Annotated in this window: 16 protein-coding genes; 8 read left to right on the top strand and 8 right to left on the bottom strand. The window is 66.9% G+C overall.

Translation table 11 applies throughout. The features are described from left to right. Positions 1–408: 408 nt before the first annotated feature. From DNK34_RS07475 to DNK34_RS07465, 3 genes are all read right to left on the bottom strand, one after another. Positions 409–2,148 carry an aryl-sulfate sulfotransferase gene (locus DNK34_RS07475; protein WP_131174072.1) on the bottom strand — a complete coding sequence of 580 codons (1,740 nt, stop codon included), beginning with the start codon at positions 2,146–2,148 and terminating at the stop codon, positions 409–411. 233 nt (positions 2,149–2,381) lie between these two features. Continuing rightward, a complete protein-coding gene (locus DNK34_RS07470; RefSeq protein ID WP_131174071.1) occupies positions 2,382–3,710 on the bottom strand; it encodes an arylsulfotransferase family protein in 1,329 nt (442 codons plus the stop codon). Positions 3,711–3,720: 10 nt separating this feature from the next. Further along, positions 3,721–6,072: a TonB-dependent receptor gene (locus tag DNK34_RS07465; RefSeq protein WP_131174070.1), complete on the bottom strand. Its 2,352-nt coding sequence runs from the start codon at positions 6,070–6,072 to the stop codon at positions 3,721–3,723. Between the two features lie 196 nt (positions 6,073–6,268). On the opposite strand from DNK34_RS07465, the gene DNK34_RS07460 reads away from it, so the two are divergent. The 4 genes from DNK34_RS07460 to DNK34_RS07445 all read left to right on the top strand — a co-directional run bounded on the left by DNK34_RS07460 (position 6,269) and on the right by DNK34_RS07445 (position 10,939). After that, positions 6,269–7,222, top strand: coding sequence for a LysR family transcriptional regulator (locus DNK34_RS07460; protein ID WP_131174069.1), 954 nt, complete (start codon positions 6,269–6,271; stop codon positions 7,220–7,222). Between the two features lie 109 nt (positions 7,223–7,331). After that, positions 7,332–8,384 (top strand): ABC transporter substrate-binding protein, encoded by a 1,053-nt coding sequence (locus DNK34_RS07455; protein ID WP_131174068.1) that lies wholly within the window; start codon positions 7,332–7,334, stop codon positions 8,382–8,384. A 171-nt stretch (positions 8,385–8,555) separates the two neighbouring features. Beyond that, complete coding sequence (locus tag DNK34_RS07450; protein WP_242675304.1) at positions 8,556–10,124, top strand: ABC transporter permease; 1,569 nt, start codon at positions 8,556–8,558, stop codon at positions 10,122–10,124. Continuing rightward, the gene (locus DNK34_RS07445; protein ID WP_131174067.1) at positions 10,121–10,939 is read left to right on the top strand and encodes an ABC transporter ATP-binding protein; all 819 of its coding nucleotides are present in this window, start codon (positions 10,121–10,123) and stop codon (positions 10,937–10,939) included. The genes DNK34_RS07450 and DNK34_RS07445 overlap by 4 nt, the downstream gene beginning before the upstream one ends. Before the next feature lie 124 nt (positions 10,940–11,063). On the opposite strand, the gene DNK34_RS07440 is transcribed toward DNK34_RS07445, so the two are convergent. After that, positions 11,064–12,254 (bottom strand): MFS transporter, encoded by a 1,191-nt coding sequence (locus DNK34_RS07440; RefSeq protein ID WP_131174066.1) that lies wholly within the window; start codon positions 12,252–12,254, stop codon positions 11,064–11,066. A 294-nt stretch (positions 12,255–12,548) separates the two neighbouring features. Here DNK34_RS07440 and DNK34_RS07435 point away from each other — a divergent pair, with 294 nt between their 5' ends. The 4 genes from DNK34_RS07435 to DNK34_RS07420 all read left to right on the top strand — a co-directional run bounded on the left by DNK34_RS07435 (position 12,549) and on the right by DNK34_RS07420 (position 19,440). Beyond that, positions 12,549–13,580 carry an ABC transporter substrate-binding protein gene (locus DNK34_RS07435; protein WP_131174065.1) on the top strand — a complete coding sequence of 344 codons (1,032 nt, stop codon included), beginning with the start codon at positions 12,549–12,551 and terminating at the stop codon, positions 13,578–13,580. A 75-nt stretch (positions 13,581–13,655) separates the two neighbouring features. Then, a complete protein-coding gene (locus DNK34_RS07430) occupies positions 13,656–15,887 on the top strand; it encodes a TonB-dependent receptor (RefSeq protein WP_131174064.1) in 2,232 nt (743 codons plus the stop codon). 102 nt (positions 15,888–15,989) lie between these two features. Continuing rightward, the gene (locus DNK34_RS07425) at positions 15,990–18,737 is read left to right on the top strand and encodes an exo-rhamnogalacturonan lyase family protein (protein ID WP_131174063.1); all 2,748 of its coding nucleotides are present in this window, start codon (positions 15,990–15,992) and stop codon (positions 18,735–18,737) included. Between the two features lie 49 nt (positions 18,738–18,786). Then, positions 18,787–19,440: a DUF6250 domain-containing protein gene (locus DNK34_RS07420; RefSeq protein WP_131174062.1), complete on the top strand. Its 654-nt coding sequence runs from the start codon at positions 18,787–18,789 to the stop codon at positions 19,438–19,440. 100 nt (positions 19,441–19,540) lie between these two features. Here DNK34_RS07420 and DNK34_RS07415 read toward each other — a convergent pair whose 3' ends face one another. The 4 genes from DNK34_RS07415 to DNK34_RS07400 form a co-directional block, all read right to left on the bottom strand. Continuing rightward, positions 19,541–20,494, bottom strand: coding sequence for an alpha/beta hydrolase (locus DNK34_RS07415; protein ID WP_131174061.1), 954 nt, complete (start codon positions 20,492–20,494; stop codon positions 19,541–19,543). Then, positions 20,491–21,423, bottom strand: a complete 933-nt coding sequence (locus DNK34_RS07410; protein WP_131174060.1) for a LysR family transcriptional regulator — start codon at positions 21,421–21,423, stop codon at positions 20,491–20,493. The genes DNK34_RS07415 and DNK34_RS07410 overlap by 4 nt, the downstream gene beginning before the upstream one ends. Before the next feature lie 305 nt (positions 21,424–21,728). Further along, positions 21,729–22,130: an ExbD/TolR family protein gene (locus DNK34_RS07405; protein WP_131174059.1), complete on the bottom strand. Its 402-nt coding sequence runs from the start codon at positions 22,128–22,130 to the stop codon at positions 21,729–21,731. A gap of 1 nt (position 22,131) precedes the next feature. Further along, entirely contained in the window at positions 22,132–22,857 is a 726-nt protein-coding gene (locus DNK34_RS07400; RefSeq protein WP_131174058.1) for a MotA/TolQ/ExbB proton channel family protein, read from the bottom strand. Positions 22,858–22,860: the final 3 nt, after the last annotated feature.

The raw sequence follows: 22,860 nt of genomic DNA, 5'->3' as shown, positions 1-22,860 counted from the left end.
CGCAGCAAGGTAGCCCGGCGTCGAGCGTAGCGATACCCGGGGTCTGTTCCCTGGGTATCGCTGCGCTCAACCACAGGCTACGGGCTGCGGCCGTCTGGGGATCGGCTGCCAGAGGTTGAGCGGTTTTCCCTTGCAAAAGGCGCAGGCGGCTATTCGCAGCAAGGTAGCCCGGCGTTGAGCGCAGCGATACCCGGGGGTCTGCTCCCTGGGTATCGCTACGCTCAACCACAGGCTACGGGCTGTGGCCATCAAGGGATCGGCTGCCAGAGGTTGAGCGGTTTTCCCTTGCTGAAGGCGCAGGCGGCTATTCACAACAGGGTAGCCCGGCGTTGAGCGCAGCGATACCCGGGGTCTGTTCCCTGGGTATCGCTGCGCTCAACCAGGCTACGGGCTGGAGTTCCGTGGCTCTCAGAAGGCCTTGGCCAGGTCGATCACCAGGGCGCGGTAGCCGACGTTGCCTGGCTGCCCGCTGTGCACGCGGAACTCGCTGAGCACCTCCTGGGTACCGTAACGCACTTCGCTGAGCACCGGCCGGGTGAGCTTCTCGCGGGTGAGGAAATCCACCGAGGCCGAGTAGATCAGCTGGGTGTCGCTGTCGGCGCGGTACTCCACCACCGAGGTGATCGGGCTGTACCAGTCGTCGCCGCGTTCCTTGCCGTATTCCCAGAGCTGCTCGACGGTGCCCCGGGCCTCGTCGATGCGGTATTCCACCGCGCGGCTGTAGTTGCCTTCCAGGCGCGTCGGCGCGAAGTCGCGGCCCCAGCCATTGTCGAACACGGTCAGCGTGCCCTTGCCGCTGAGCCAGGCGGTGTGCTGCGTCCAGGGCCAGTCGAAGCCCTGGGCATAACGCCCGTGCTCATCGAGCGGCAGCGGCTGGCCCTCGGCATCCACCGGCGTCAGCACCTTGTCCTGCAGCCCGGCGCGCCAGCCCTGGGGCGCGGCGAGGATCCACTTGACCTGCTTGTCGCGGCCGATCTTGACCACCCCCTGATGGCGCGCCGAGACGATGATGCCGTCGTCCGCCGGGTCATGGGCGATGGAGTTGACGTGGGCCCAGTTGCGCCCGATGCCGACCCCCGGCACGTCGCCGAATGGCAGGTTCTCGCCTTCCAGCGCCTCGTTGCCGGCCAGGCTGTCGCCCTTGGCCGCGCCCTCGGGCAGGAACACCGCGGCCTTGCCCAGGGTATGCAGCAGCTCGGCGCGATAGGGGTCGAGGATGCGCCCCAGGTCCCAGAATTCCACCACCTCGCCGGACTCGTCGAGCTCGATGATCTGGTCACGCACCGAGCGCACCTGCTGGCCATCGTCGCGTCGGTAGTCGCTGCTGCCGACCCGCAGCAGGTAGGTACCCTTGGCGGTCTGGCGGATCTCGTGGGAGAAGTCGGCGAACTTGCCCGGCAGGCGCCGCTCCCACACCGGCCGGCCGAGCAGGTCGTGCTTGTAGTAACGCTGGCCCTGGCCCCAGATCAGCTTGCCGTCGGCGGTCTGCTGGAAGCCCATGCTGGCGCCCAGGCCATCGACCCGGGTCGAGTCGTGCAGGCGCTCGATGTCCAGGTACCAGCGCACCTCGCCGGCGCTGTCGGCGATCCAGTTGATGCCCACCGAATCCCACTCGGCGGCGCCGCCCTGGGCGTTCCATTTCAACTGGCGGTTGCCGGGAATGTCGGTGAGCAGGTGGTTGAACAGGTACAGGCGGTTTTTCAGGGAGGCATCGACCTTGAGCGGCTCGACCCGCGGCAAGGCGCCACTCTGGCTGGCAATGCTCGGCAAACGCACGGCTGGCGCGTAAATGGTGTAGCGCTCACGGATACGCTCGCCCTTGAGGGTATAGGCCACCTCCACTTCGTTGCGGTGCTCCGGGTACAGGCCGAAGACCGGGATGCCGCCGTGGGTCCACAGCGCCTTGTCGCTGACCGGGTAAGCGATATCGATGCCCTGCTCGCCGCGCCCCAGCACCCGTACGCGAGCGTCACCGAGGGTTTGCCCGCCATCGCGGATCAGCGCGGTGAGCGGCGCGATACCATAGGGGTTGACGACGATGGCACCCAGGCGGCTGACCCTGGTGTCGGGGATGCCGGCCGTCAAACAGGCGCCCTCGGGAATGCCGTCCTCGGGTTGATTGTCGGGGGATTGCTTCTGCTTGCTCATGGGAACTCCGAAGAATCCGGGCCAGGCATGGGCCTGGTCCGAGGTGGTTAACGTGAAACAATCGATCTCAGCGCCGTGGCCGCCATCGCATCGCCCCGAGGTCGGGGCTCCTACAGGCCGGTGACAGCAGCACTCGTGTAGGCGCCGCGCCCCGCGGCGATTGGTGGCCGCGGCTCGGTCCGGCATGAAAACGCCATCTTTTCCTGCCGGGATGACGCCAGCCGCCATGACCTTTAGTGAGGCATGCGGAAATCGCTCAGGGCCGGTGTGGCCACGGGCTTTTCGCTACGTGGCGTGCCGGCGGGCACCCAGTCGTAGGGAACGGGCTGGGCGCGGTAGACCCAGTTGCTGGTGGCATTGCCGTAGGGGAACGTGCCGAAGTACGGGCTCACGTACTCCCAGACGATCTCGCCAGCCGGCGTCACCTGGAAGATGCGGCCGAACATGCCTTCGTCGATCAGCGTGTTGCCATTGGGCAGGCGCCGGGCGCTGCTGATGAAGGTGCTGTTGAACTGCCACAGCGGCTGGGCGGAGTTCGTCGCGTTGTACTGCCAGACGATCTCCTTGCTGAGCGGGTCGATCTCGACCACCCGCGAGCCGCCGATGATGCTGGCCGGCAGCGCCGGGTAGCCAGAGCCGCCCTGGTTGTCGAAGATCAGGATATTGCCCTCGCCCGGATAGCCCCTGGGGATCAGGTTGGCGTCGTGCAGGCCGGCCAGTTGATCCACCGGGCGCGGCAGTGGTGCGTTGACCGGGACCAGCTTCGGATAGTCCGGCCCCAGGTTCCACACCACCTTGCCGGTCTGCTTGGCGATGATGGCGACGAAATTGGCTTCCCGCGAATCGACGATCAGGTTGTCGGGATGGAAGCGCTCGTCGCCCTGCTCGTACCACTTGTTCGGGCCGAGGGTCTTGAGGTCGTTGAAGTGCAGGTAGTCGGCCTTGTCGCTGTTGCGCACCAGCTCCAGTTGCTCCGCGCTGAAACCGAATTCCTCCAGGTGCTCGGAAGCCAGCCACTGCCAGACGATCCTGCCGCTCGGGTCGACCTCATAGATCGCGTCATCGATGGTTTCATCCAGCTTGAAGCCCTCGATCCTGTGCAGCTTGTTGGCCAGCAGCAGGGTATTGCCATTGGCCAGGCGCTGCCAGTCATGGTGCTGGAGCGCCGAACCCGTTGGCGCCTGCTCGCCCCATGTCCATACCGGCTCGCCATTCCAGTCCAGTTCGCCGACGACATGGGTGTTGAGGCCGTTGCCGAAGCCGCGCGGGTCCAGCTCCTTGCGCTTTTCCAGGCGCACCAGGACATGCCCATGCTTGCCGCCGTTGACTGCCGGATCGATCAGTTGCGAAGGGAAGCCGACATGCTCCCAGCGGCGGACTTCGTTGCCATTGGCGTCGACCAGGTAGGTCTTTTCATCGGCGGCGCCGAACAGCACGTAGCCATTCCAGGCCTTGTCCGGGTCATAGCGGGTCACGCCGGTCGGGTAGACGCTCGGCGCGGCCTGGACGGCGCCCGCCAGCAGGGCGGCGGCCAGCGCCAGGGCATGCAGTCGCGGTTTCATCCGTTGCTCCTCAGAAGTCGTAGCGGGCGGTCAGGCCCAGGGTGCGCGGCGTGCCGAGCACGCCGGCATAGCCACCGTTGGCGCTGTTCCACAGGCTGGTGAAATAGGTCTTGTCGCCGGCGTTCTTCAGCCACAGCGAGACATCCCACTGGCCGTCGCCCAGGTCGCCACGCAGGCCGGTGGACAGGTTGACCACCGCATAGCTGGGGATCTGCCCGTACTCGGAGTCGTCGATGGTGCCCACGGCCCGGGAACGGAAGGCATAGCTGGCGTTGACGTAGGGTTGCAGGCCGTTGTCCAGATCCCAGCGGTAGCTGCCATTGAGGTTGGCGATCCACTTCGAGGCACCGACCACCTGGTGGCCGGTGAGGTCGCAGGACGCCGGCGCACCGGCCTGGAACGCCACTTCCGGGGCGCAGGGCGCATCTTCGTAATCGCTGTAGCGCACGTCGTTGAACGAGCCGTTGGCGTTGAGGGTGAGCCCGCGCAGCGGTTGCCAGGTGGCCTCGGCCTCGACGCCGCGCGAGCGCACCGAGCCGGCGTTGGTCAGGTACTGGGTACGGGTCACCTGGTCATAGGCGTTGGCCTGGTAGCCGTTGACCTCGGTCCAGAACAGGTTGGCGTTGAGCAACAGGCTGTCGTTCAGCAGGGTGCTCTTGAAACCCAGCTCGGCGTTGTTGGCGCGCTCGGTGCCGACCAGCAGCGAGTCGACCCCGGCGGTCGGCGCGGCGCCGACGGTGAGGTTGACCCCGCCGGATTTCTCGCCATGGGACAACGACGCATAGCCGAGCAATTGCGGGCTGAACTGGTAGCTCAGGCTGAGCAATCCGGAGGGACTGAAGCTGTGCTGGCTCAGGTCGCCGGAAGCGAACGCGCCATGCCGGGCCTCGCGCTGCGCGGCGGCGGCGGCGCTGACCACGGCGCCACCGAGCGGCGCATCGCGGGTCACCCAGGCCTCCTTCTCCTCGTAGGTGCCGCGGATGCCGGCGGTGAAATCCAGCTTGTCGGTCAGGTGCCAGGTGCCCTGGGCGAACAGCGCGTAGCTGTCGGTATCGATATGGCCCTTGCCGAAGCTGCTGACATTGGCCAGCGCGCCCGTGGCGGTGCCGTTCCACACGTCGGCCAGCGGGCCGTAGATATTGTGCTGGCGGTTATCCAGGTCCTGCCTGAAGTAGTAGGCACCGAGCACGTAGTCGAAGGCGCCGCCGCTCGGCGAGGCCAGGCGGATCTCCTGGGAATACTGCTTGTCGCGCACCGCCACGCCGGCATTGATCGAGGCCGAGACGTCGAGGCCGTCGTCGTTGCGCGGGGTGAAATCCCACCAGCGATAGGCACTGATGGAGGTCAGGGTGAAATCGTTGGGCAGCGTCCAGTTGGCCTCCACCGAGGTGCCGCCCTGGAACACCGTGACCTGCTGATCGGAATCCAGGTTGACCTTGCGATCCTTGCCGTACACCAGGGTCGCGCCGGCCGCGGCGGCCCGTTGCTCGTAACGGTTGACGCCGTTGATGGTCGGCCCGGTGCTGTACAGCGAGAGGATGCCGTTGTTGGAGTCCTCCTCGTTGTACTCGCCGATCCAGCGCAGGTTGAAGGTCTCGCTGGGCTGGAACAGCAGCTGTCCGCGGAAGCCCTGACGCGCGCCGCCATTGAGATCGTCGCCGTTGTAGACGTTTTTCACGTAACCATCGTCGCGGGTGCGGTAGGCCGAGAAACGCCCGGCCAGGGTATCGCTCAAGGGCCCGGAAATGCTGCCCTTGGTCTGCAGGTAGCCGTCCTCGCCGACCGAGGTCTCGATGCTGCGCTCGGGGCTGAAGGTCGGCTTGCGGGTGCTGATGTTGAGCACCCCGGCGGTGGTGTTCTTGCCGAACAGCGTGCCCTGGGGGCCGCGCAGTACATCGATCTGCTCCACGTCGAGCAGGTCGAACACCGCCATGCCGGGGCGGCCGAGGTAGACGTTGTCCAGGTACACCCCGACGCTGCCCTCGAGGCCATCGCTGGCCGGGTTGTTGCCCAGGCCGCGGATGGAAATGCTCGACTGCCGCGCATGCACGTAGGCGACGCTGGTACTGGGCACCAGTTGCTGGATGTCCTGCACCCGGTAGATACGCTGGTTCTCCAGGGTCTCGCCGCCGAGCACGCTGATCGGCGTCGGCACCGACTGCGCGCTTTCCTCGCGGCGGCGGGCATTCACCGTCACCGTGCCCAGGGCGGTGCCGCCATCGGCCACGCTTTGTTCGACCGACGCCGGCTCAGCGGCACGCGCCTGCAGGACCTGACTGGCAGCCGCCAGCAGGAGGGCGGCAAGCAAGGGTTTCAGGGGAAAACAGCCAACGACATCACGCTCGGGATGGATCGGGATCATGCAATGCTCCAGGGGACTATCGCGGCGAGCGCTGCCGTATGGCGGAGGCGAATCGTGCGGAGAGCGAAACGCCCTCATATTCCTTAAATGTAGTTATTTATACTTAATGCGATGTTTTCGTAATAAGCAATTACCTTTATAAAGAACCCCGAACCGTTGCAGCAATTGCATTCGACCGAATTTTTCCATGTAGAAAATGCATATAGATCTCCGCCAGCTCCGCCACTTCGTCGCCCTTGCCGAGCACCGCAGCTTCGTCGCCGCCGCCGAGGCGGTGAACCTTTCGCAGTCCGCCTTCAGCCGCAGCATCCAGGCGCTGGAGCATGCCGCCGGCTTCCAGCTGGTGGATCGGGCGAGCAAGCAATTGCCGCCCACCAAGCAGGGCCTGGTGGTGCTGGAACATGCCCGGCGCCTGCTGCGCGACGCCCACGACCTGAACAACGAGATCAGCCGTTTCAACGACGCCGACACCGGCGCGCTGCTGTTCGGCAGCGGCCCGGCCCCGGCGGCGCAACTGATCCCCCGGGCGGTGGCGCGCTTCATCGGCGACTACCCCAGGGCCCGGGTGCATTTCCAGGTCGACAACTGGCAGGAACTGAACAAGCGCCTGGTCGCCGAGGACATCGAATTCTTCGTCGCCGACACCCGCCGCTTCGAAGCCGACCCCGACTACCGCATCACCCGCCTGCGCCCGCAGAAATGGCATTTCTGCTGCCGCAACGGCCACCCGCTGACCCGCCAGCCCAGCGTCAGTTGCGCCGAGCTGTTCCGCTATCCACTGGCCACCACCTTTCGCCCGCCGAACATCCGCAAGGTGCTGAGCGAATACAGCGATCGCCGCGACTTCGCCCCGGCCGTGGAATCCGAGTGCAGCCATGCCCTGCTCAACGTGGTGCGCCATTCCGACGCCATCGGCATCGCCAACCCGGTCAACCTGGAGGACTACCTGCTCGGCGAGGAACTGCAGATCCTCGAGGTACGCGACCTGCCCGGCCATCTGGAGGAACTCAACACCCGCTACGGCATCGTCAGCCGCGTCGGCCGGGCGCTGTCGCCCCTGGCCCGGGCCATGGTCGAGCAGATCGAACGCAGCGACGCCCAGCTCGCCGACCAGATGGCCGGCTTGCCGCTATCCCAGGTAGGGGTTTAGAAAATGGCCGGGCTTGCACGCCGTGCATACAAAGTATTCCCGCTTTGCGTTTGTCAGCCGGGCGGCGGATTCGTGAAATGACGCCACGCTTCCTCGCCGAGACCTGCCCATGACCCGACTGACGACCCTGCTATGCAGCGCCCTGCTGGCGCTGGCCACCCTGTTCGCCCAGGCGGCCGACAAGCCGGCCAGCATCCGCATCGGTTCGCCCGACCAGGGCGCTGGCGACAAACCCTTCGCCTCCGGCGTGCTGGGCCTGGCGCACATCCGCCAGCAACTGGAGGAAGCCTTCGCCGCCGATGGCATCACGGTCGAGTGGCACTTCTTCAAGGGCGCCGGCCCGGCGGTCAACGAAGCCTTCGCCAACCGCCAGCTGGACTTCGCCGGCCTCGGCGACCTGGCGGCGATCATCGGCCGCGCCTCGGGCCTGGATACGCGCCTGATCCTCGGTGGCCGCGGCGCCAACATGTACCTGGCGGCGACGCCGGAGTCGGGCATCGAGACGCTCGAGGACCTCGAGGGCAAGCGGGTCTCGGTGTATCGCGGCACCGCCGACCAGCTGTCCTTCGCCCGGGTGCTGGACGCGGCGGGCCTGAAGGAGCGCGACCTGCGCATCGTCAGCCTGGACTGGAGCGCCGCCCGCGCGGCCCTGGCTGGCCGGCAGATCGACGCGGCCTGGTCGGGCATGGGCATCCTCGCCCTGGGCAGGCAAGGCATCGAATTCCCCGTCGACACCCGGCAATTGCCGGTCACCGCCACCACCCAGACCGGCGTGGTGGCCAGCGCCGCCTTCATCGAGCGTTACCCCGAGGCGACCCAGAAGCTGGTCGACGTGCTGGTGGCCAATGCCGACTGGATCTCCACCGCGGACAACCTGGACGCCTATATCGACCTGCTCGCCCAGCAGAGCGCGATTCCCGCCGAGCTGTTCGTCCACGAGTATCAGGACGACGACCTGGCCTTCCGCGCCTCGCCGCGCCTGGATGCCTTCCTGCGCCACAGCTACCAGGACAGCATCGACAAGGCCAAGGCCCTCGGCCTGATCCGTCGCGCTTTCCAGGTCGACGACTGGTTCGACGAGCGCTTCGTCGAGCGGGCCATCGAACACCAGAACCTGCAGGCCAGGTGGCAACGTTATGACCCCAGCGGCATGGCCGAGTGATGCGCGCAAGGCATGAAAGTTATGTGGCAAATGCATTGGCCGCACAGCGGCAAGGTTTCTTTAATACGCGCTCATATTTCTCAAAAGAATTTATATTATATTTTTTATGCAAAAAATAACGATTCGATATAACCCCGCCCCCATGGACTCACGCCCGTGAGCACGCCGTCCCTGTCCGTACCTCAAGCGAGGAGCCGTAGCGGTTCGCCTCTGTCCGCAAACCGTGTGCTGCCCTGGCTGCTGCCGCTGGGTCTGTTCCTGCTCTGGTACCTGGCCAGCCGCTTCGGCTGGATGAGCGAACAGATCCTGCCGACCCCGGCGCTGGTCGGGCAGACCCTGCTGGAACTGGGCCGGGACGAACTCTGGCTGAACCTGGGCATCAGCCTGCAACGGCTGGCCTTCGGCCTGCTCGGCGGCGTGACGGCCGGCGTGCTGCTGGGCACCCTGCTCGGCGCCAGCCCGCGCGCGGAACGCCTGATCTACCCGACCTTCGCCGCCCTGGCCCAGGTTCCGACCCTGGCCTGGATCCCGCTGTTCATGCTGCTGCTCGGTATCGGCGAGGCGCTCAAGCTGGTGGTGCTGATCAAGGCCGTGGTGGTGCCGATCACCGTGCACACCCTGGTCGGCGTGCGCGATGCGCAACCACGGCTGCGCGAGGCGGCGGCGGTGCTGCGCCTGCCCTGGCACCTGCGCATCACCCGGCTGGTGATTCCCGCCGCCCTGCCCTCGTTCATGGCCGGCCTGCGCCTGGCCCTGGCCACCGGCTGGTCGTCGCTGCTGGCGGTGGAACTGCTGGCCTCCAGCGAAGGCATCGGCTACCTGATGGTCTGGGGCCGCCAGCTGTTCATGCTGGATATCGTGTTCGTCTGCATCCTGGTGATCGGCCTGTTCGGCATCGTCTTCGACCGTGGCGTGCAGTGGCTCGACCAGCGCCTGGTGTACTGGCCGCACCCGGCCACCGCGGAACTGCGCCGGCGCGGCCGCGCCAAGGGCTGGGCCCGCCTGCAGGCCTGGCTGTTGCCGCTGGCACTGGCCGCGTTGTGGCAGGTGGCGGTGATGGCGCGCTGGGTCGACGCCAGTATCCTGGTCGCGCCGCTGGATGTGCTGCGCACCACCTGGCAGGGGCTGGCCGACGGCAGCCTGATCCAGGCCATGCGGCTCAGCCTCGGCCGCGCCATCGGCGGCCTGGCGCTGGGCGCCACGCTGGGCCTGCTGAGCGGGCTGCTGCTCGGGCTGTGGCGCCCGGCCGAACGGGTCTTCGGGCCGACCCTCAGCGCCCTGCGGCAGATCGCCATTTTCGCCTGGGTACCGCTGCTCACCGCCTGGTTCGGCCTCGGCGAGCTGGCCAAGGTGGTGTTCGTCAGCCTGGCCACCTTCTTCCCCCTGCTGATCGCCACCCAGCGCGGCGTGGCCAACCTCTCGCCACAACTGGACGAAGCCGCCCGCGCCCTGCGCCTGAACGGCCGCCAGCGCCTGCTGCGGCTGATCCTGCCCGGCGCCGCGCCGGCGATCTTCGCCGGCCTCAAGCTGGCGCTGATCTTCGCCTGGCTGAGCACCATCGGCGCCGAGTACTTCATGCCGTCCAACGGCGGCATCGGCAGCCTGATGATCAGCGCCCAGCAACTGTTCCGCATGGACCAGGTGATGGCCGGCATGCTGCTGATCGGCCTCACCGGCGCCCTGCTCAACCACCTCGGACAACTGATCGAAGCGCGTGCCACGCGCTGGAGAAACGCATGACCGCCCCAGCTCCCATCGTCAGCTTCGACAAAGTCGGCAAGTTCTTTCCCGTCGAGGGGGGCGAGCTCGAAGCGATCCGCGAATTCAGCCTGCAGATCGCCGAAGGCGAATCCATCGCCATCCTCGGCTCCAGCGGCTGCGGCAAATCCACCCTGCTGCGCCTACTGATCGGCCTCGACCGCCAGTTTCGCGGCAGCATCCGGATCGACGGCAAGGCGGTGGACGGCATCGGCAGCGAAAGCGCCATCGTCTTTCAGGAACACCGCCTGTTCCCCTGGCTGAGCGTGGCGCAGAACATCGAGCTGGGCCTGGTCAACGAGGGCCTGACCCAGGCCGAGCGCTTGCGCCGGGTCGACGAGTTCGTCCACCTGGTCGGCCTCGACGGTTTCCAGCGCGCCTACCCGCACCAGTTGTCCGGCGGCATGGCCCAGCGCGTGGCCATCGCCCGCGGCCTGGTGTGCAGCCCGCGCATCCTGCTGCTCGACGAGCCCTTCGGCGCTCTCGACGCGCTGACCCGCCAGCAGATGCAGGAAGAATTGCTGAGCATCCGCGAACGGGCCGGCATCACCAGCCTGCTGGTGACCCACGACGTCGAGGAAGCGATCTTCCTCGCCGACCGGGTGGTGGTCATGGCGCCGCGGCCGGGGCGGATCAAGCGCATCGTCGACATCGACCTGCCGCACCCGCGCAACCGCAACGGCTACGACTTCCAGCAGTTGCGCGAAGACCTGCTGTTCCAGCTCACCGGCGACGGCGAGTACCGCGCCCCGCCACCGCGGGTGGAGGACCTGCCGCTGGCCTCGATTGCCTGGTAGTTTTTTAGCTTCAAGCTGCAAGCGGTTCCTTGGCTTTTCGCTTTTCGCTTTTCGCTTTTCGCTTTTCGCTTTTCGCTTTTCGCTTGAAGCTTTTCGCTTGAAGCTTGAAGCTTGAAGCTTGAAGCTAGCGACCGTTCCCAGCCGGCAGCCACAGCGCCAGCAGCCCGCACAGCGGCAACCACGCCACCAGCACGAAGGTCGCCTCGATGCCCCAGCGGTCGGCCAGCAGGCCCAGCGCCGCGGCGGCGATGCCGCTGACGCCGAAGGTCAGGCCGAAGAAGTACCCCGCCACCAGACCGACCCGGTTGGGCAGCAATTGCTGGGCATAGACGATGATCGCCGGAAAGGCCGATGCCATCAGCACGCCGATGACCACCGACAGCAGCACGCAGCCCGTGAAGCCCACATGGGGCAGCAGCAGGGTGAACGGGCAACTGCCGAGCAGCGACAGCAGGATCACCTTGCGCTGCCCGATGCGGTCGCCCAGCGGCCCGCCGAGCAGCGTGCCGAGCGCCACGGCGGCGAGGAACAGGAACAGGTGCATCTGCGCCTGGGCCACGCTCAGGTCGAAACGCTCGATCAGGTAGAAGCTGTAGTAGTTGGCCATGGCCGCCAGGTAGGCGTACTTGGAGAGGATCATCGCGCTCAACAACGACATCGCCAGCAGCAGGCGCCGGCCCCCGATAGCGGGCAACACCAGCCCGACGCCTGGCGCCCGCACACGCTCGCCCAGGCGCAGCGCCAGGCCGCGCCCCACGCGCCACAACAGGATGAAACCGAGCAGCGCCAGCAGCGGCAGGCAGGCCATGCCCTGCGCGCCGGCCGGCAGCAACAGCAGGGCGATCAACAGTGGCGCCAGCGCCGAGCCGATATTGCCGCCCAGCTGGAACAGCGACTGCGCCAGGCCATAGCGCCCGGCCGCCACCTGACGACAGGCGCGTACCGCCTCGGGATGGAAGATCGACGAGCCGAGCCCGACCAGGGCCGCGACCCCTAACAAGGCGGGGAACGAGTCGGCCTGCGCCAGCAGGAGCAGGCCGGCAGCCATGCACAGCATCGCCGTGGGCAATAGCCAGGGCTGGCTGCGCCTGTCGCCCCAGTAACCGATCAATGGCTGGCACAGCGAGCCCACCAGGTGGAATACCAGGGTGAGCAGACCGATCTGCCCGTAGCTCAGGCCGTGCTCGGCCTTCAGCACCGGGTACAGGGTCGGCAACACCGCCTGCAGCATGTCGTTGAGCAGATGGGCCAGGCTGATCAGCAGCAACAGCGGCATGGCCGGACGCGATGCAAGGGCGACGGAGGCGGTGCTCATGGCATGAGGATTCCCGGATGACGAGGCGGGCGCGGCGCGCAGATGAGAGCGCCCGGCCATGGCCCGTACGCCTGTGCGCGCCTGGCCGAACCGGCGGCATTCAACGCCGACGGCGGCCCTGAAGCCAATGCATTTCGAGCATAGTTTTTTTGCTGTCCCCACATGATGGCGCAAGGCCGCGTCGCAGCTCGCTTATGCAATAAGGAAATTAATAAATTATTTTTTATTATTAGTTTGCTTGAAGGTTTTGCCTGATCGTCCGTGCCGACCAGCCCATCCACGGAGTCTCCAGCCATGGCCGCATCCCGGCTTGCCCTCCCTCTTCGCCGCCTGCAGTCGGGCCTCGCCCTGCTGGCCTTGCTGTGCCTGACGCAAACCACGCTGGCGGCCGGGCAGATCCGTATCGCCGTGTCCGATATCGGCGCGGGAGGCAAACCCGCCGGCGGCGGCCTGGTCGATGTGCTGCACGCACAGAAGCGCCTCGAAAATGAATTCGCCGGAGATGGCATCGCGGTGCAGTGGGTGTTCGTCAAAGGCGCCGGCCCGGTGATCAACGAAGCCTTCGCCAACGGCCAGGTGGACATGGCCTACCTGGGCGACCTGGCCAGCATCGTCGGCAAGGCCGGCAACCTCGACACCCGCGTGGTGGCGGCCGCCGCGCGCGGGGTCAACCACTACCTGGCGGTGCGCCCCGGCTCTTCGATCGAGACCCTGGCCGACCTCAAGGGCAAGCGCGTCGGCCTGTTCCGTGGCACGGCGGCGCAGTTGTCGTTCATCAGCGCCCTGCGTTCCAGCGGCCTGAGCGAACGTGACCTGCAGGTGATCAACCTGGACTTCGCCGCCGCCAGCGCGGCCCTGGCCGCCGGTCATATCGACGCCACCTGGGGCGGCAACAATGCCCTGGCGCTGGCCGAGCGCGGTTTGGCCGAACTGCCGGTATCGACCCGCAACACCGCCCACGGCGCAGGCCAGCTGAGCGGCCTGGTGCTGGTCAGCGAACGTTTCGCCAAGCAGCATCCGGACTGGCTGCCGCGTCTGCTCAAGGTACAGCGCGAAGCCGCGCGCTGGGCGGGCGAACCGGCCAATCGCGAGGCCTACATCGAGCTGCAGGCGACCCAGAGCGGCTATCCGCAAAGCCTGCTGCGCGCCGAGCTGGAAGGCGCCGATCTGGCCCACCTGCTCTCGCCGGAACTGGACGAGGCGTTCGTCGCGCAGTTGCGCGAGTCCATCGACACCGCCCTGGAAGCCCGTCTGATCCGCCGCCCCGTGGACCTCGGGCGGTGGCTCGAGCCGCGCTTCCTCGAACAGAGCCGAACGCTTCCGTAACACCCAGCCCATTGCCTGCCCCACCGCCCGGTAAGCCCGGCGGCGGGCGCCACTCGCACGCAGAAAGGAAACACCATGAAGCACCTGCCCTCCTCGATCACCCTGGCCCTGGCGCTGTCCCACGGCCTGGCCCTGGCCCAGAGCGCCGACATCGGCCAGGACACGACACGCCTGAACACCGTGCGCGTCGACGGCCAGCGCCTGCAACAGGACCCGCAACGCACGCCCAGCTCCTCCACCGTGATCGACGGCAAGGAGCTCGAGCGGCAGGGCATCCAGTCCCTGGAAGACCTGCCGCAACTGGCTCCCGGCCTGGACGTGGCGGTGGTCGACCCTTACGACACCCGTCTGACCATCCGTGGCATCGGCGACGGTGGCGGCACCGAGATCAATATCGGCATGCCCAGCAGCATCGGCCTGTTCCTCGACAACGTCTACCTGAGCCGCCCGGGCATGCTCTCCAGCGACCTGCTGGACATCGAAAGCGCCAGCGTGCTGGCCGGCCCGCAGGGCACGCTGTACGGCTACAGCACCACCGGCGGCGCCATCGACATCCGCACCCGCAAGCCGACCTTCACCCCGGAAGGCTCGATCCGTCAGTCCTTCGGCCAGCGCGGCTACACCCAGACCCAGGCGATGTTCTCCGGGCCGCTGAACGAAACCCTGACCGGACGCATCAACCTTTCCCACAGCGAGCGCGGCGGTTACATCAAGAACCACTACAGCGGCCACGACCTGGGCGGCAGCATCAAGGATGGCCTGCGCGGCCAGTTGCTCTGGGTGCCGGCCGAGGACTTCAGCCTGCGCCTGATCGCCGACTGGAACGACGCGCGCAACGCACCGGTGGCGGTACTGGAGTCCACCAACCCGATCAATGGCCGTGACCTGTTTCTCGAACGCGCCCGCGCGGCGGGCGCCAACCCGATCGTGGGCGGCGTGAATACCGACGACGAGAACCACACCCGCCTGCAGCAGGGCGGGGTTTCCGCCGAGGCCAACTGGACCCTGGACGGCGGTTACAACCTGCGCTCGACCACCGCCTTCCGTTATTTCGGCTACAAGCCGAAGACCACCGACACCCTGGACATTCCCCTGTACGCGAACAGCGGTGCCGATGTGCGCGACCGTATCTGGTCCCAGGAAATCCGCCTGGACTCGCCCCGTGGCGAGCATTTCGACTATGCCCTCGGCGCCCTGTACTTCGGCGAAAACCTCGACACCTACGCCCACGACTACTATGCCGATAGCGACCAGGCCGCCATCTGGTACGGCAACAACGCCCTCAACGGCAAACTGGTGCAACGCTGGGGCGAGATCGACGAGCGCATCTTTTCCCTGTTCACCCAGGGCACCTGGCACGTCAGCGAGCGTTTCGACATCACCGCCGGGGTACGCGGCACCCACCAGCGCAAGGAAGGTTCCTTCGTCCGGGTCAACCGTAACGACTTCAACTCCGGCGACCTGGTACAACGCAAGTTCCTGCCCTCCGCGCTGCTCAACTTCAGCTACTGGTTCCAGCCCGACCTGCAGGGCTACCTGACCCTGGGCTACGGCGAGAAGGCCGGTGGCCTGAACATTTCCTCCGGGGCCGCGGGTCGTGCCGGTACCGAAAGCCTGTTCATCCTGCCGGAGTCCACCCGTGGCGCCGAGCTGGGCATCAAGAGCACCTGGTTCGAGCAGCGCCTGAGTGCCGATGTGGCGGTGTTCTGGTCGCGGGTCAAGGACTTCCAGACCAATGCCTACGACGAGGAATTCCAGACCTCGTACCTGATCAACGCCGGCAGCATCCGCTCGCGCGGCGTGGCCGCGAGCATCGGCCTGAGGCCCATCGACGGCCTCAGCCTGAACCTCGACGGCACCCTGCTGGATGCCAGTTACATGGAATTCGACAATGCCCGCTGCCCGGCCGAAGTGACCCTGGCCGGCAACGCTCCGGCGACCTGCGACCTCTCCGGCGAGCAGGTCTTCCGCTCGCCCAAGGTCACCTACAACCTCACCGGCCGCTACGACTGGGGCGTGGGCGACGGCCTCGACGCCTTCTTCCAGGCGCGCTGGAACTACCGCTCCTGGGCCTATGGCACCGTCGAGAACTCGCGCTTCACGCGCATTCCCGGCTACGGCCTGCTCAACCTGTCCGCCGGCCTGGGCGGCCAGTATGGCGACGGCCGCTGGAACGCCTCGCTGTGGCTCAACAACGCCCTCGACAAGACCTACTACCGCACCCTCAGCGCCGGCAGCTATGGCGAGGTCTACGGTAACCGTGGCGAGCCGCGCACGCTGGGAGTGACCCTCGGTTATGACTTCTGATGAAGCAGCGGCAAGCAGCAAGCTTCAAGCTGCAAGAGAAAGGCATCGAGCTTTCAACTTGCCGCTTGTAGCTTGCCGCTTGCAGCTAAAAACAGGTATCCCATGCACAAACTGACCTTCTCCCGTCGCACCTTCGTCAAGGGCAGTGGCCTCGCCGCGTTGGCCGCGCCCTGGCTGGCCGCTGGCGCTCTGGCGGGCCAGCGCGGGGCTCCGCCAGCCGGTGCGGCGCTGCACTGGCTGGCCGACACGGCGCCGCCAGCCTTCGCCGGCGTCACCTGGGGTACGCCCTGGGCCCTGGGCCAGGTGCCCGGCAACAGCGGCTTCGAGATCCGCGATACCGCAGGGCGTGCCCTGCCGCTGCAGAGCTGGCCCCTGGCCTGGTGGCCGGACGGCTCGCTGAAATGGTCGGCTCATGCCCTGGCGCCCCATTCGGCGCCCAGCGAGCGCTATGGCCTGCAACCCGTAGCGGCGGCGGAAACGCGCGGCCCTTCCCTGGTCAGCGAATCGCCCGAGTCGATCACGGTCGATACCGGCGCCCTGCGCTGCATCATCCCGCGCCGTGGTTCGCTGCTGATCGAACGCATTCTGCGGCGGAACCAGCCGGCACTGGTGGCTGGCGAACTGGTGCTGCAGGTGCAGGGCGATCCCGATCAGGACGAGGTGCTGACCCGCCGCTACCACAGCCACGTCGAGCAACTGGACATCGAACAGCATGGCCCGGTACGGGCCGTGGTCACTCTGCGCGGCGCGCACCGCAGCGACACCCCGGGGCTGCCGGCCTTGCTGCCGTTCACCGTGCGCCTGTACTTCTATGCCGGCTCCGCGGCCGTGCGGCTGATGCACACCATCGTCTACGACGGCGACGAGCAACGCGATTTCATCAAGGGAATCGGCGTGCGTTTCGGCGTGCCCCTGGATGCCCCCCTGCACGACCGTCACGTGCGCTTCGTCTCGGCCAATGGCGGCCTGTTGCGCGAGGCGGTGCGCGGCCTCAGCGGCTTGCGCCGCGATCCCGGCCCCGGGGTGGTGGCCGCGCAACTGGCCGGCCAGACCACCCCGCCGCTGGTGTCGCCGGTAGCCGAAGGCCTCGGCTACGTGCCGGCCTTCGGCAGCTATCGGCTGCTGCAGGCGCATCCCGACGCGTACAGCATCGCCAAGCGCACGGCCAGCGGCCAGGGCTGGGTGCAGGTCGCCAGCGGCGAGCGCGCCGCCGGCGTCGGCTACCTCGGCAGCCCCGACGGCGGCGTGGCCTTCGGCCTGCGCAACTTCTGGCAGAGCTACCCGGCACAGCTGGACATCGAAGACGCCCACCGCGACCTCGCCCAGGTCACCCTGTGGCTGTGGGCGCCCCAGGCCGAGCCCATGGACCTGCGCTTCTACCACGACGGTCTCGGCCAGGACAGCCACGCCAGGCAGCGCGAAGCCCTGGACATTACCTACGAGGACTACGAGCCCGGCTTCGGCTCGCCCAAGGGCGTGGCGCGCACCAGCGAACTGCAACTGGAAGTGCTCGCCGCCACACCGTCGAGCGAGCACCTGCTGGCCATCGCCGCGCGTATCCAGGAACCGCCGCTGCTGCTGGCCAGCCCCGAACGCCTGCATGCCGCCGGCGTGTTCGGCCCGGCCTGGTCGCCGATCCAGCCGCAGCGCCCCGGCGAGGACGAACTGGAAAAACAGCTGGCCTGGTACTTCGACTTCTACAAGGGCGAAGTCGAGCAGCGCAAATGGTATGGCTTCTGGGACTACGGCGACGTCATGCACACCTACGATGGCGACCGCCACGTCTGGCGCTACGATGTCGGCGGCTACGCCTGGGACAACTCGGAACTCTCCACCGACCTGTGGCTGTGGTACTACTTCCTGCGCAGCGGCCGCGCCGACGTGTTCCGCATGGCCGAGGCGATGACCCGCCACACCGGCGAGGTCGACGTGCATCACCTCGGCCCCTTCGCCCCGCTCGGCTCGCGGCACAACGTGCGCCACTGGGGCGACAGCGCCAAGCAACTGCGCGTGTCCACCGCGGCCAACCGGCGCTTTCTCTACTACCTGACCGCCGACGAGCGCACCGGCGACCTGCTGCGCGAACAGGTCGAAGCGCTACGGACCCTGCGCGACGTGGTGCCGGCGCGCAAGATCGGCCAGCGCAAGGCGCAGGATGCGGACAAGGTCAACCTGTTCTTCGGCATCGACTGGGGCGCCATCGCCGCCGCCTGGCTGACCGAGTGGGAACGCACCGGCGACGCCGACATCCGCCAGCGCCTGCTCGACAGCATGGACAGCATCGCCGCCCAGCCCCACGGTTTCTTCAGCGGCTCGGCGGACATGCACATCGCCAGCGGGCGCTTCGATCGCAACGACAGCGGCCAGCTCTACGTGCTGCACCTGAGCGCGGTGTTCGGCCTCGCGGAGATCTGCGGCGAACTGCTGCAGCTGCTGCCCGCCCCAGCCTTCGAGCGCGCCTGGCTCGACTATTGCCGCCTGTACAACGCCAGCCCGCAGGAGCAACGCCAGGCACTCGGTGAAGCGCTGCCCAGCACCAATCTGACCCAGGCCCATGCGCGCCTCAGCGCCTTCGCCGGCAATCGCCTGCACGACGCCGCCTTGCAGCGGCGCGCCTGGCAGGAGTTCCGCACGGGCGCCGGCGGCATTGCGCGCCCGAACCGCCGCTACCGGCAGATCGACACACCGGCCTACCTCCATCCGTTGCGCGAAGCGGAACCGGTCTCGCTGATCGACCAGCACTCGGACAGCGGCGCCAGTGCCAACCTGTCGACCAACGCCGTCGCCCAATGGGGGCTTACCGCCATGGCGCTGCTGGCCCTGGCCGGCCCGCCGCCAACCCTCGACTGAAACCACGCGCCGGCCATACCGGCGCCCCAGCCGTAACAGAGAGCGCCTCATGCCTTTTCCCTCGTGCACCGAGCACCCCATCGGCGACAACGACCTGCCGGACATCCTGCTCGAAGACGACTTCTCCCACTTCTCCACGCAACGCTGGCACGTCGAGGCCGAGGACCCGGCCACCCGGGTACGGGCCGAACGAGGCCAGTTGCTGATCGACAGTCCGCGAGGAGTGACCCTGTGGTTGAAACAGCCGCTGGACGGTGCCTATCGCATCGAATTCCAGCGCCAGGTGCTGCTGGGCGACGGCGCCAACGACCGCCTTTCCGACCTCAACCAGTTCTGGGCGGCACGCGACCCGGGCAACGCCGACCTGTTCACCCGCAGCGGCGCCCTGGCCGAGTACGACAACCTGGCCCTCTACTATGTCGGCATGGGCGGCAACCACAACAGCACCACGCGCTTTCGCCGCTACGACGGCAGCGGCCGGCGCCCGGTACTGGGGGAATACCTCGATCCGGCGCACCTGCTCGAAGCCAACCGCCCGTACCACATCGCCATCGAACTCGATGCCGGCGGCACCCGCTACCTGGTCGATGGACAGACGTTCTTCCAGACCCGCCACGATGGCCTGCCACCACCGGGCTACTTCGGCTTTCGCCTGGTGTGGTCACGCCAGTCGATCAGCGATTTTCGCGTGGTGCGCCTGTAACCTGTCCTGCCGACGGCCGATAGGAGCGCTGGAGGCTGAACGAAAGAACGCGCACGGTTTGCTTGTCGTTCAGCCTCCAGCCTTCAGCGCATCGATCGAATCAGAGATGCGTCTCGAAGAACGCCAGCGTCGCCTTCAGGGCCATTTCGTTGGCCACCTCGGTGGCAGCCTGGTCCGCACCGACCAGACTGTGCCCCACACCGGGAACGATCAGCGTCCGCACGCTGCCCTGGCTCCTGCGCAGTGCCGCCGCCAGCAGTAGCGATTGCTCGTGGGGCACTACCCGATCCGCGTCGCCATGAATCAACAAGGTCGCCGGCAATTGCCCAGACAGCCTGGCAACCGGGCTGGCGGCATGCAAAGTGGCCTGCTTGCAGGCCGCCAACTGACACCCCAGCAGCCGCCCTGCGGCATCCTTGATGGCCGGGTATCCGGGCGTATCGCGCAAGGCCTGCAGATCATGCACGCCGTACCAGCTGACCAGCACCTTCGGGCAATCGTCGGTACACCGCAATGCGGCCAGTGCCGCCAGATGGCCGCCCGCCGAACCGCCCCACAACGCCACGCGGTCGGCGTCCAGGGCATAGGTGGCGGCCTGCTCGCGCAGCCAGGCCATGGCTGCCCGAACATCCTCCAGCGGCGCCGGAAACCGTGCCTCGCCACTGAGCCGGTAATTGATCGAGGCCACCGCATAGCCCCGCGCGGCAAAACGTGCCAACACGGCGGGAAAGTCGCTGAAGGCACCACTGGCGCGCGCATGGCCAGCCGACCAACCACCACCGTGCACATAGATGAGCAAGGGCGCTGCCGGTCTGGCGGCAGATCTGGACGGCAGATAAAGATCCAGCGTCAGGGGCCGGAAACCCTCGCGCGTGGCGTACACCACGTCCGCCAGACCGATTACTCCGTCGGCGAAGCGGGTTTCCCGCTGGGGATAGGCATCGACCTGTTGCGCACGGGCAGCCAGCGTCAGCCCTTCGCTGAAGCCAGGCGGCACAGGCGCCTGGATACTGCAGCCACTCAGAAGCACCGCCAGCAGCCCTGCCCTGCTCACTGCGCCAGCTCTTCGCGCACCTGCAGTTCGCGATCGGCGTCAAGAAAGCTTTCGATCAGCAGTTGCGCCGGATAGGACAGTCGGTAGCCGGCGCGACTGATGATGCCGTAATGGGTGTAGAACTCCTCACCCTGCATATCCAGCCCGGCCACCTTGAGCAGCTTGAGGCCACCCGGGCCGAGGTGGGGATTGCTGTCGCTGACGTTGGTGGTACCGATGGCATCGGAATGCTGCAGCACGGCGACCAGGCTGTAACCGTTCTCGCATTCGATGCTGGTCTGGAAATCCGGCTTGCCGCTGAGTTCGACCAGCGCCTTGCGTAGGTTCGGCGGGCGCACCGTGCCGGCCAGCGGGTAGCCCAGCAGTTGCTCCACCGTGACCTCGTCGAACGCCGCCAGCGGGTGTCCGTGGCGACAGCAGAAGCCCCAGCGATGCTGGCTGAGCAACTGCACCTGGTAATCCGGGTTGATCTCGAAGTTGCGGCTGTCGGCGACGAAGAACTCGAACTCCTCGGCCAGCAGCCGCTGCCCCAGGGCCTGCCAGTTATCCACCTGGAAACGCAGGCGTACCTTCGGCAGGCGCCGGTTGAACAGGCCGATGGCCTGGGGCATGAGCCAGGCCGCCGGGGCCGGGCCGCAGGCGAAACGCACCTCGCCGGCATCCTGTTCGTTGAACTGGCGTACCTCGTTGAGCAGCTCCTGGGCATCACCGAGCAGGCGCCGCGCATGCTCGAGCACCAGGCGCCCCTTGCGGGTCGGTTCCAGGTTGCGGGTACGATCCACCAGGCGCGCGCCGAAGCCCTGCTCCAGGGCCTGGATGCTGCGGCTGAACGCCGACTGGGAAATGCTCATGGCCTGGGCCGCCGAGGTGAAATTGCGGTGCTCGACCAGGGCGATGAAATGGCGGAGCTGGCGAAGATCGATATGCATGGGCCGACAGCCACGGTAGACGATGAATAGGACAGGGCAATCGCGCTATGGCGTCATTGTGTGAAAGACACTCGCTGAAAAGCGCTGGAGGCTGGAGGGCTGAACGAGAAACCTCTGTTCTCCTGCGTGCTCAGGCTGCTTTTCGTTAAGCCTCCAGCCTTCCAGCGCTGTTTTCGGCTTGGGCTCCGCATCCGTGCAGTCGTCGGCTTTTCGAGCGCGTAGCGCAATTGCCCTGATGAATAGGACGAGGGCCTGAGCTTACGCTACAGGCCCTCGTCCATGATGATGATGCTACGAGGCTGTACTCAGCGCGCGGTGATCACCGCCAGCTTGGTGATGCCGGCGCGCTCGATGGCCGCCATGGCCCTGGCCACCGACCCGTAGTCCACCTGATCGTCGGCCTGCAGCTGCACCTTCAGTTCGGCATCCTCGGCCTTGGCCTGGATCAGGCTGCTCTCCAGCAGCTCCGGCTGGATCTCGTCCTTGTTGATGTACAGCTTGCCGTCGCCGTCGATGCTGATCACCAGCGGGTCCTTCTGGTCCGCCGGCGCCACCGCTTCGGTCTTCGGCAGGTTGATCGGGATCGAGTTGGTCAGCAGCGGCGCGGTGACGATGAACACCACCAGCAGCACCAGCATCACGTCCACCAGCGGCGTGACGTTGATCTCGCTGAGCACTTCATCGCTGTCCTGGGTCGAGAAGGCCATGTCAGACGGCCTCCTTCACGGGCTGGCCGGCAGCGACGCCGCCACGCTTGCCGCCCGGGTGGACGATGACCTTGAACGCACTCTTCTGCGCCAGGCTGTAGAAGTCGTGGGCGAAGTCGTCGAGATCCGCGGCGGTCAGTTTCAGGCGCCGCAGGAAGTAGTTGTAGACCAGCACCGCCGGCACCGCGACGGCGATCCCCACGCCGGTGGCGACCAGCGCCGCGCCGATCGGGCCAGCCACGGTCTCCAGGCTGGCATTGCCCGCCGCGCTGATGCCCTTGAGCGCTTCCATGATGCCCCACACGGTGCCGAACAGGCCGATGAAGGGCGAGGTGGAGCCGATCGAGGCGACCACCGCCAGCCCCGACTCCAGGGAACGGCGCTCGCGCTGGATCTGCTGGCGCAGGGCGCGCTCGAGGCGGTCCTGGTGGTTGATCGCCTGGCTCAGGTCGCCCGGCTGCTGGCCGTCCTGCACCTGGATCGCGGCGAAGCCCGCCTGGGCCACGTGCGCCACCGCCCCGGACTGGTTCTGGCCCAGCTCGGCGGCGGAATCGAGGCTGGTGGCCGCCCAGAACAGCTTCTGGAACTTGCGATCCTGATGACGCTGACGGGCGAACTGGATGGCCTTGATCAGCGCCAGACCCCAGGTGACGACGGAAAAGCCGATCAGCAGCCAGATGACCGCGTGCTCGACCGATTGCAGGGGGGAATCCACTAACAGGTTCATGAT

This window comes from Phytopseudomonas dryadis (genome assembly GCF_004327355.1).
GTDB classification, from domain to species: domain Bacteria; phylum Pseudomonadota; class Gammaproteobacteria; order Pseudomonadales; family Pseudomonadaceae; genus Aquipseudomonas; species Aquipseudomonas dryadis.
This window is presented reverse-complemented; position numbering and strand designations above follow the sequence as displayed.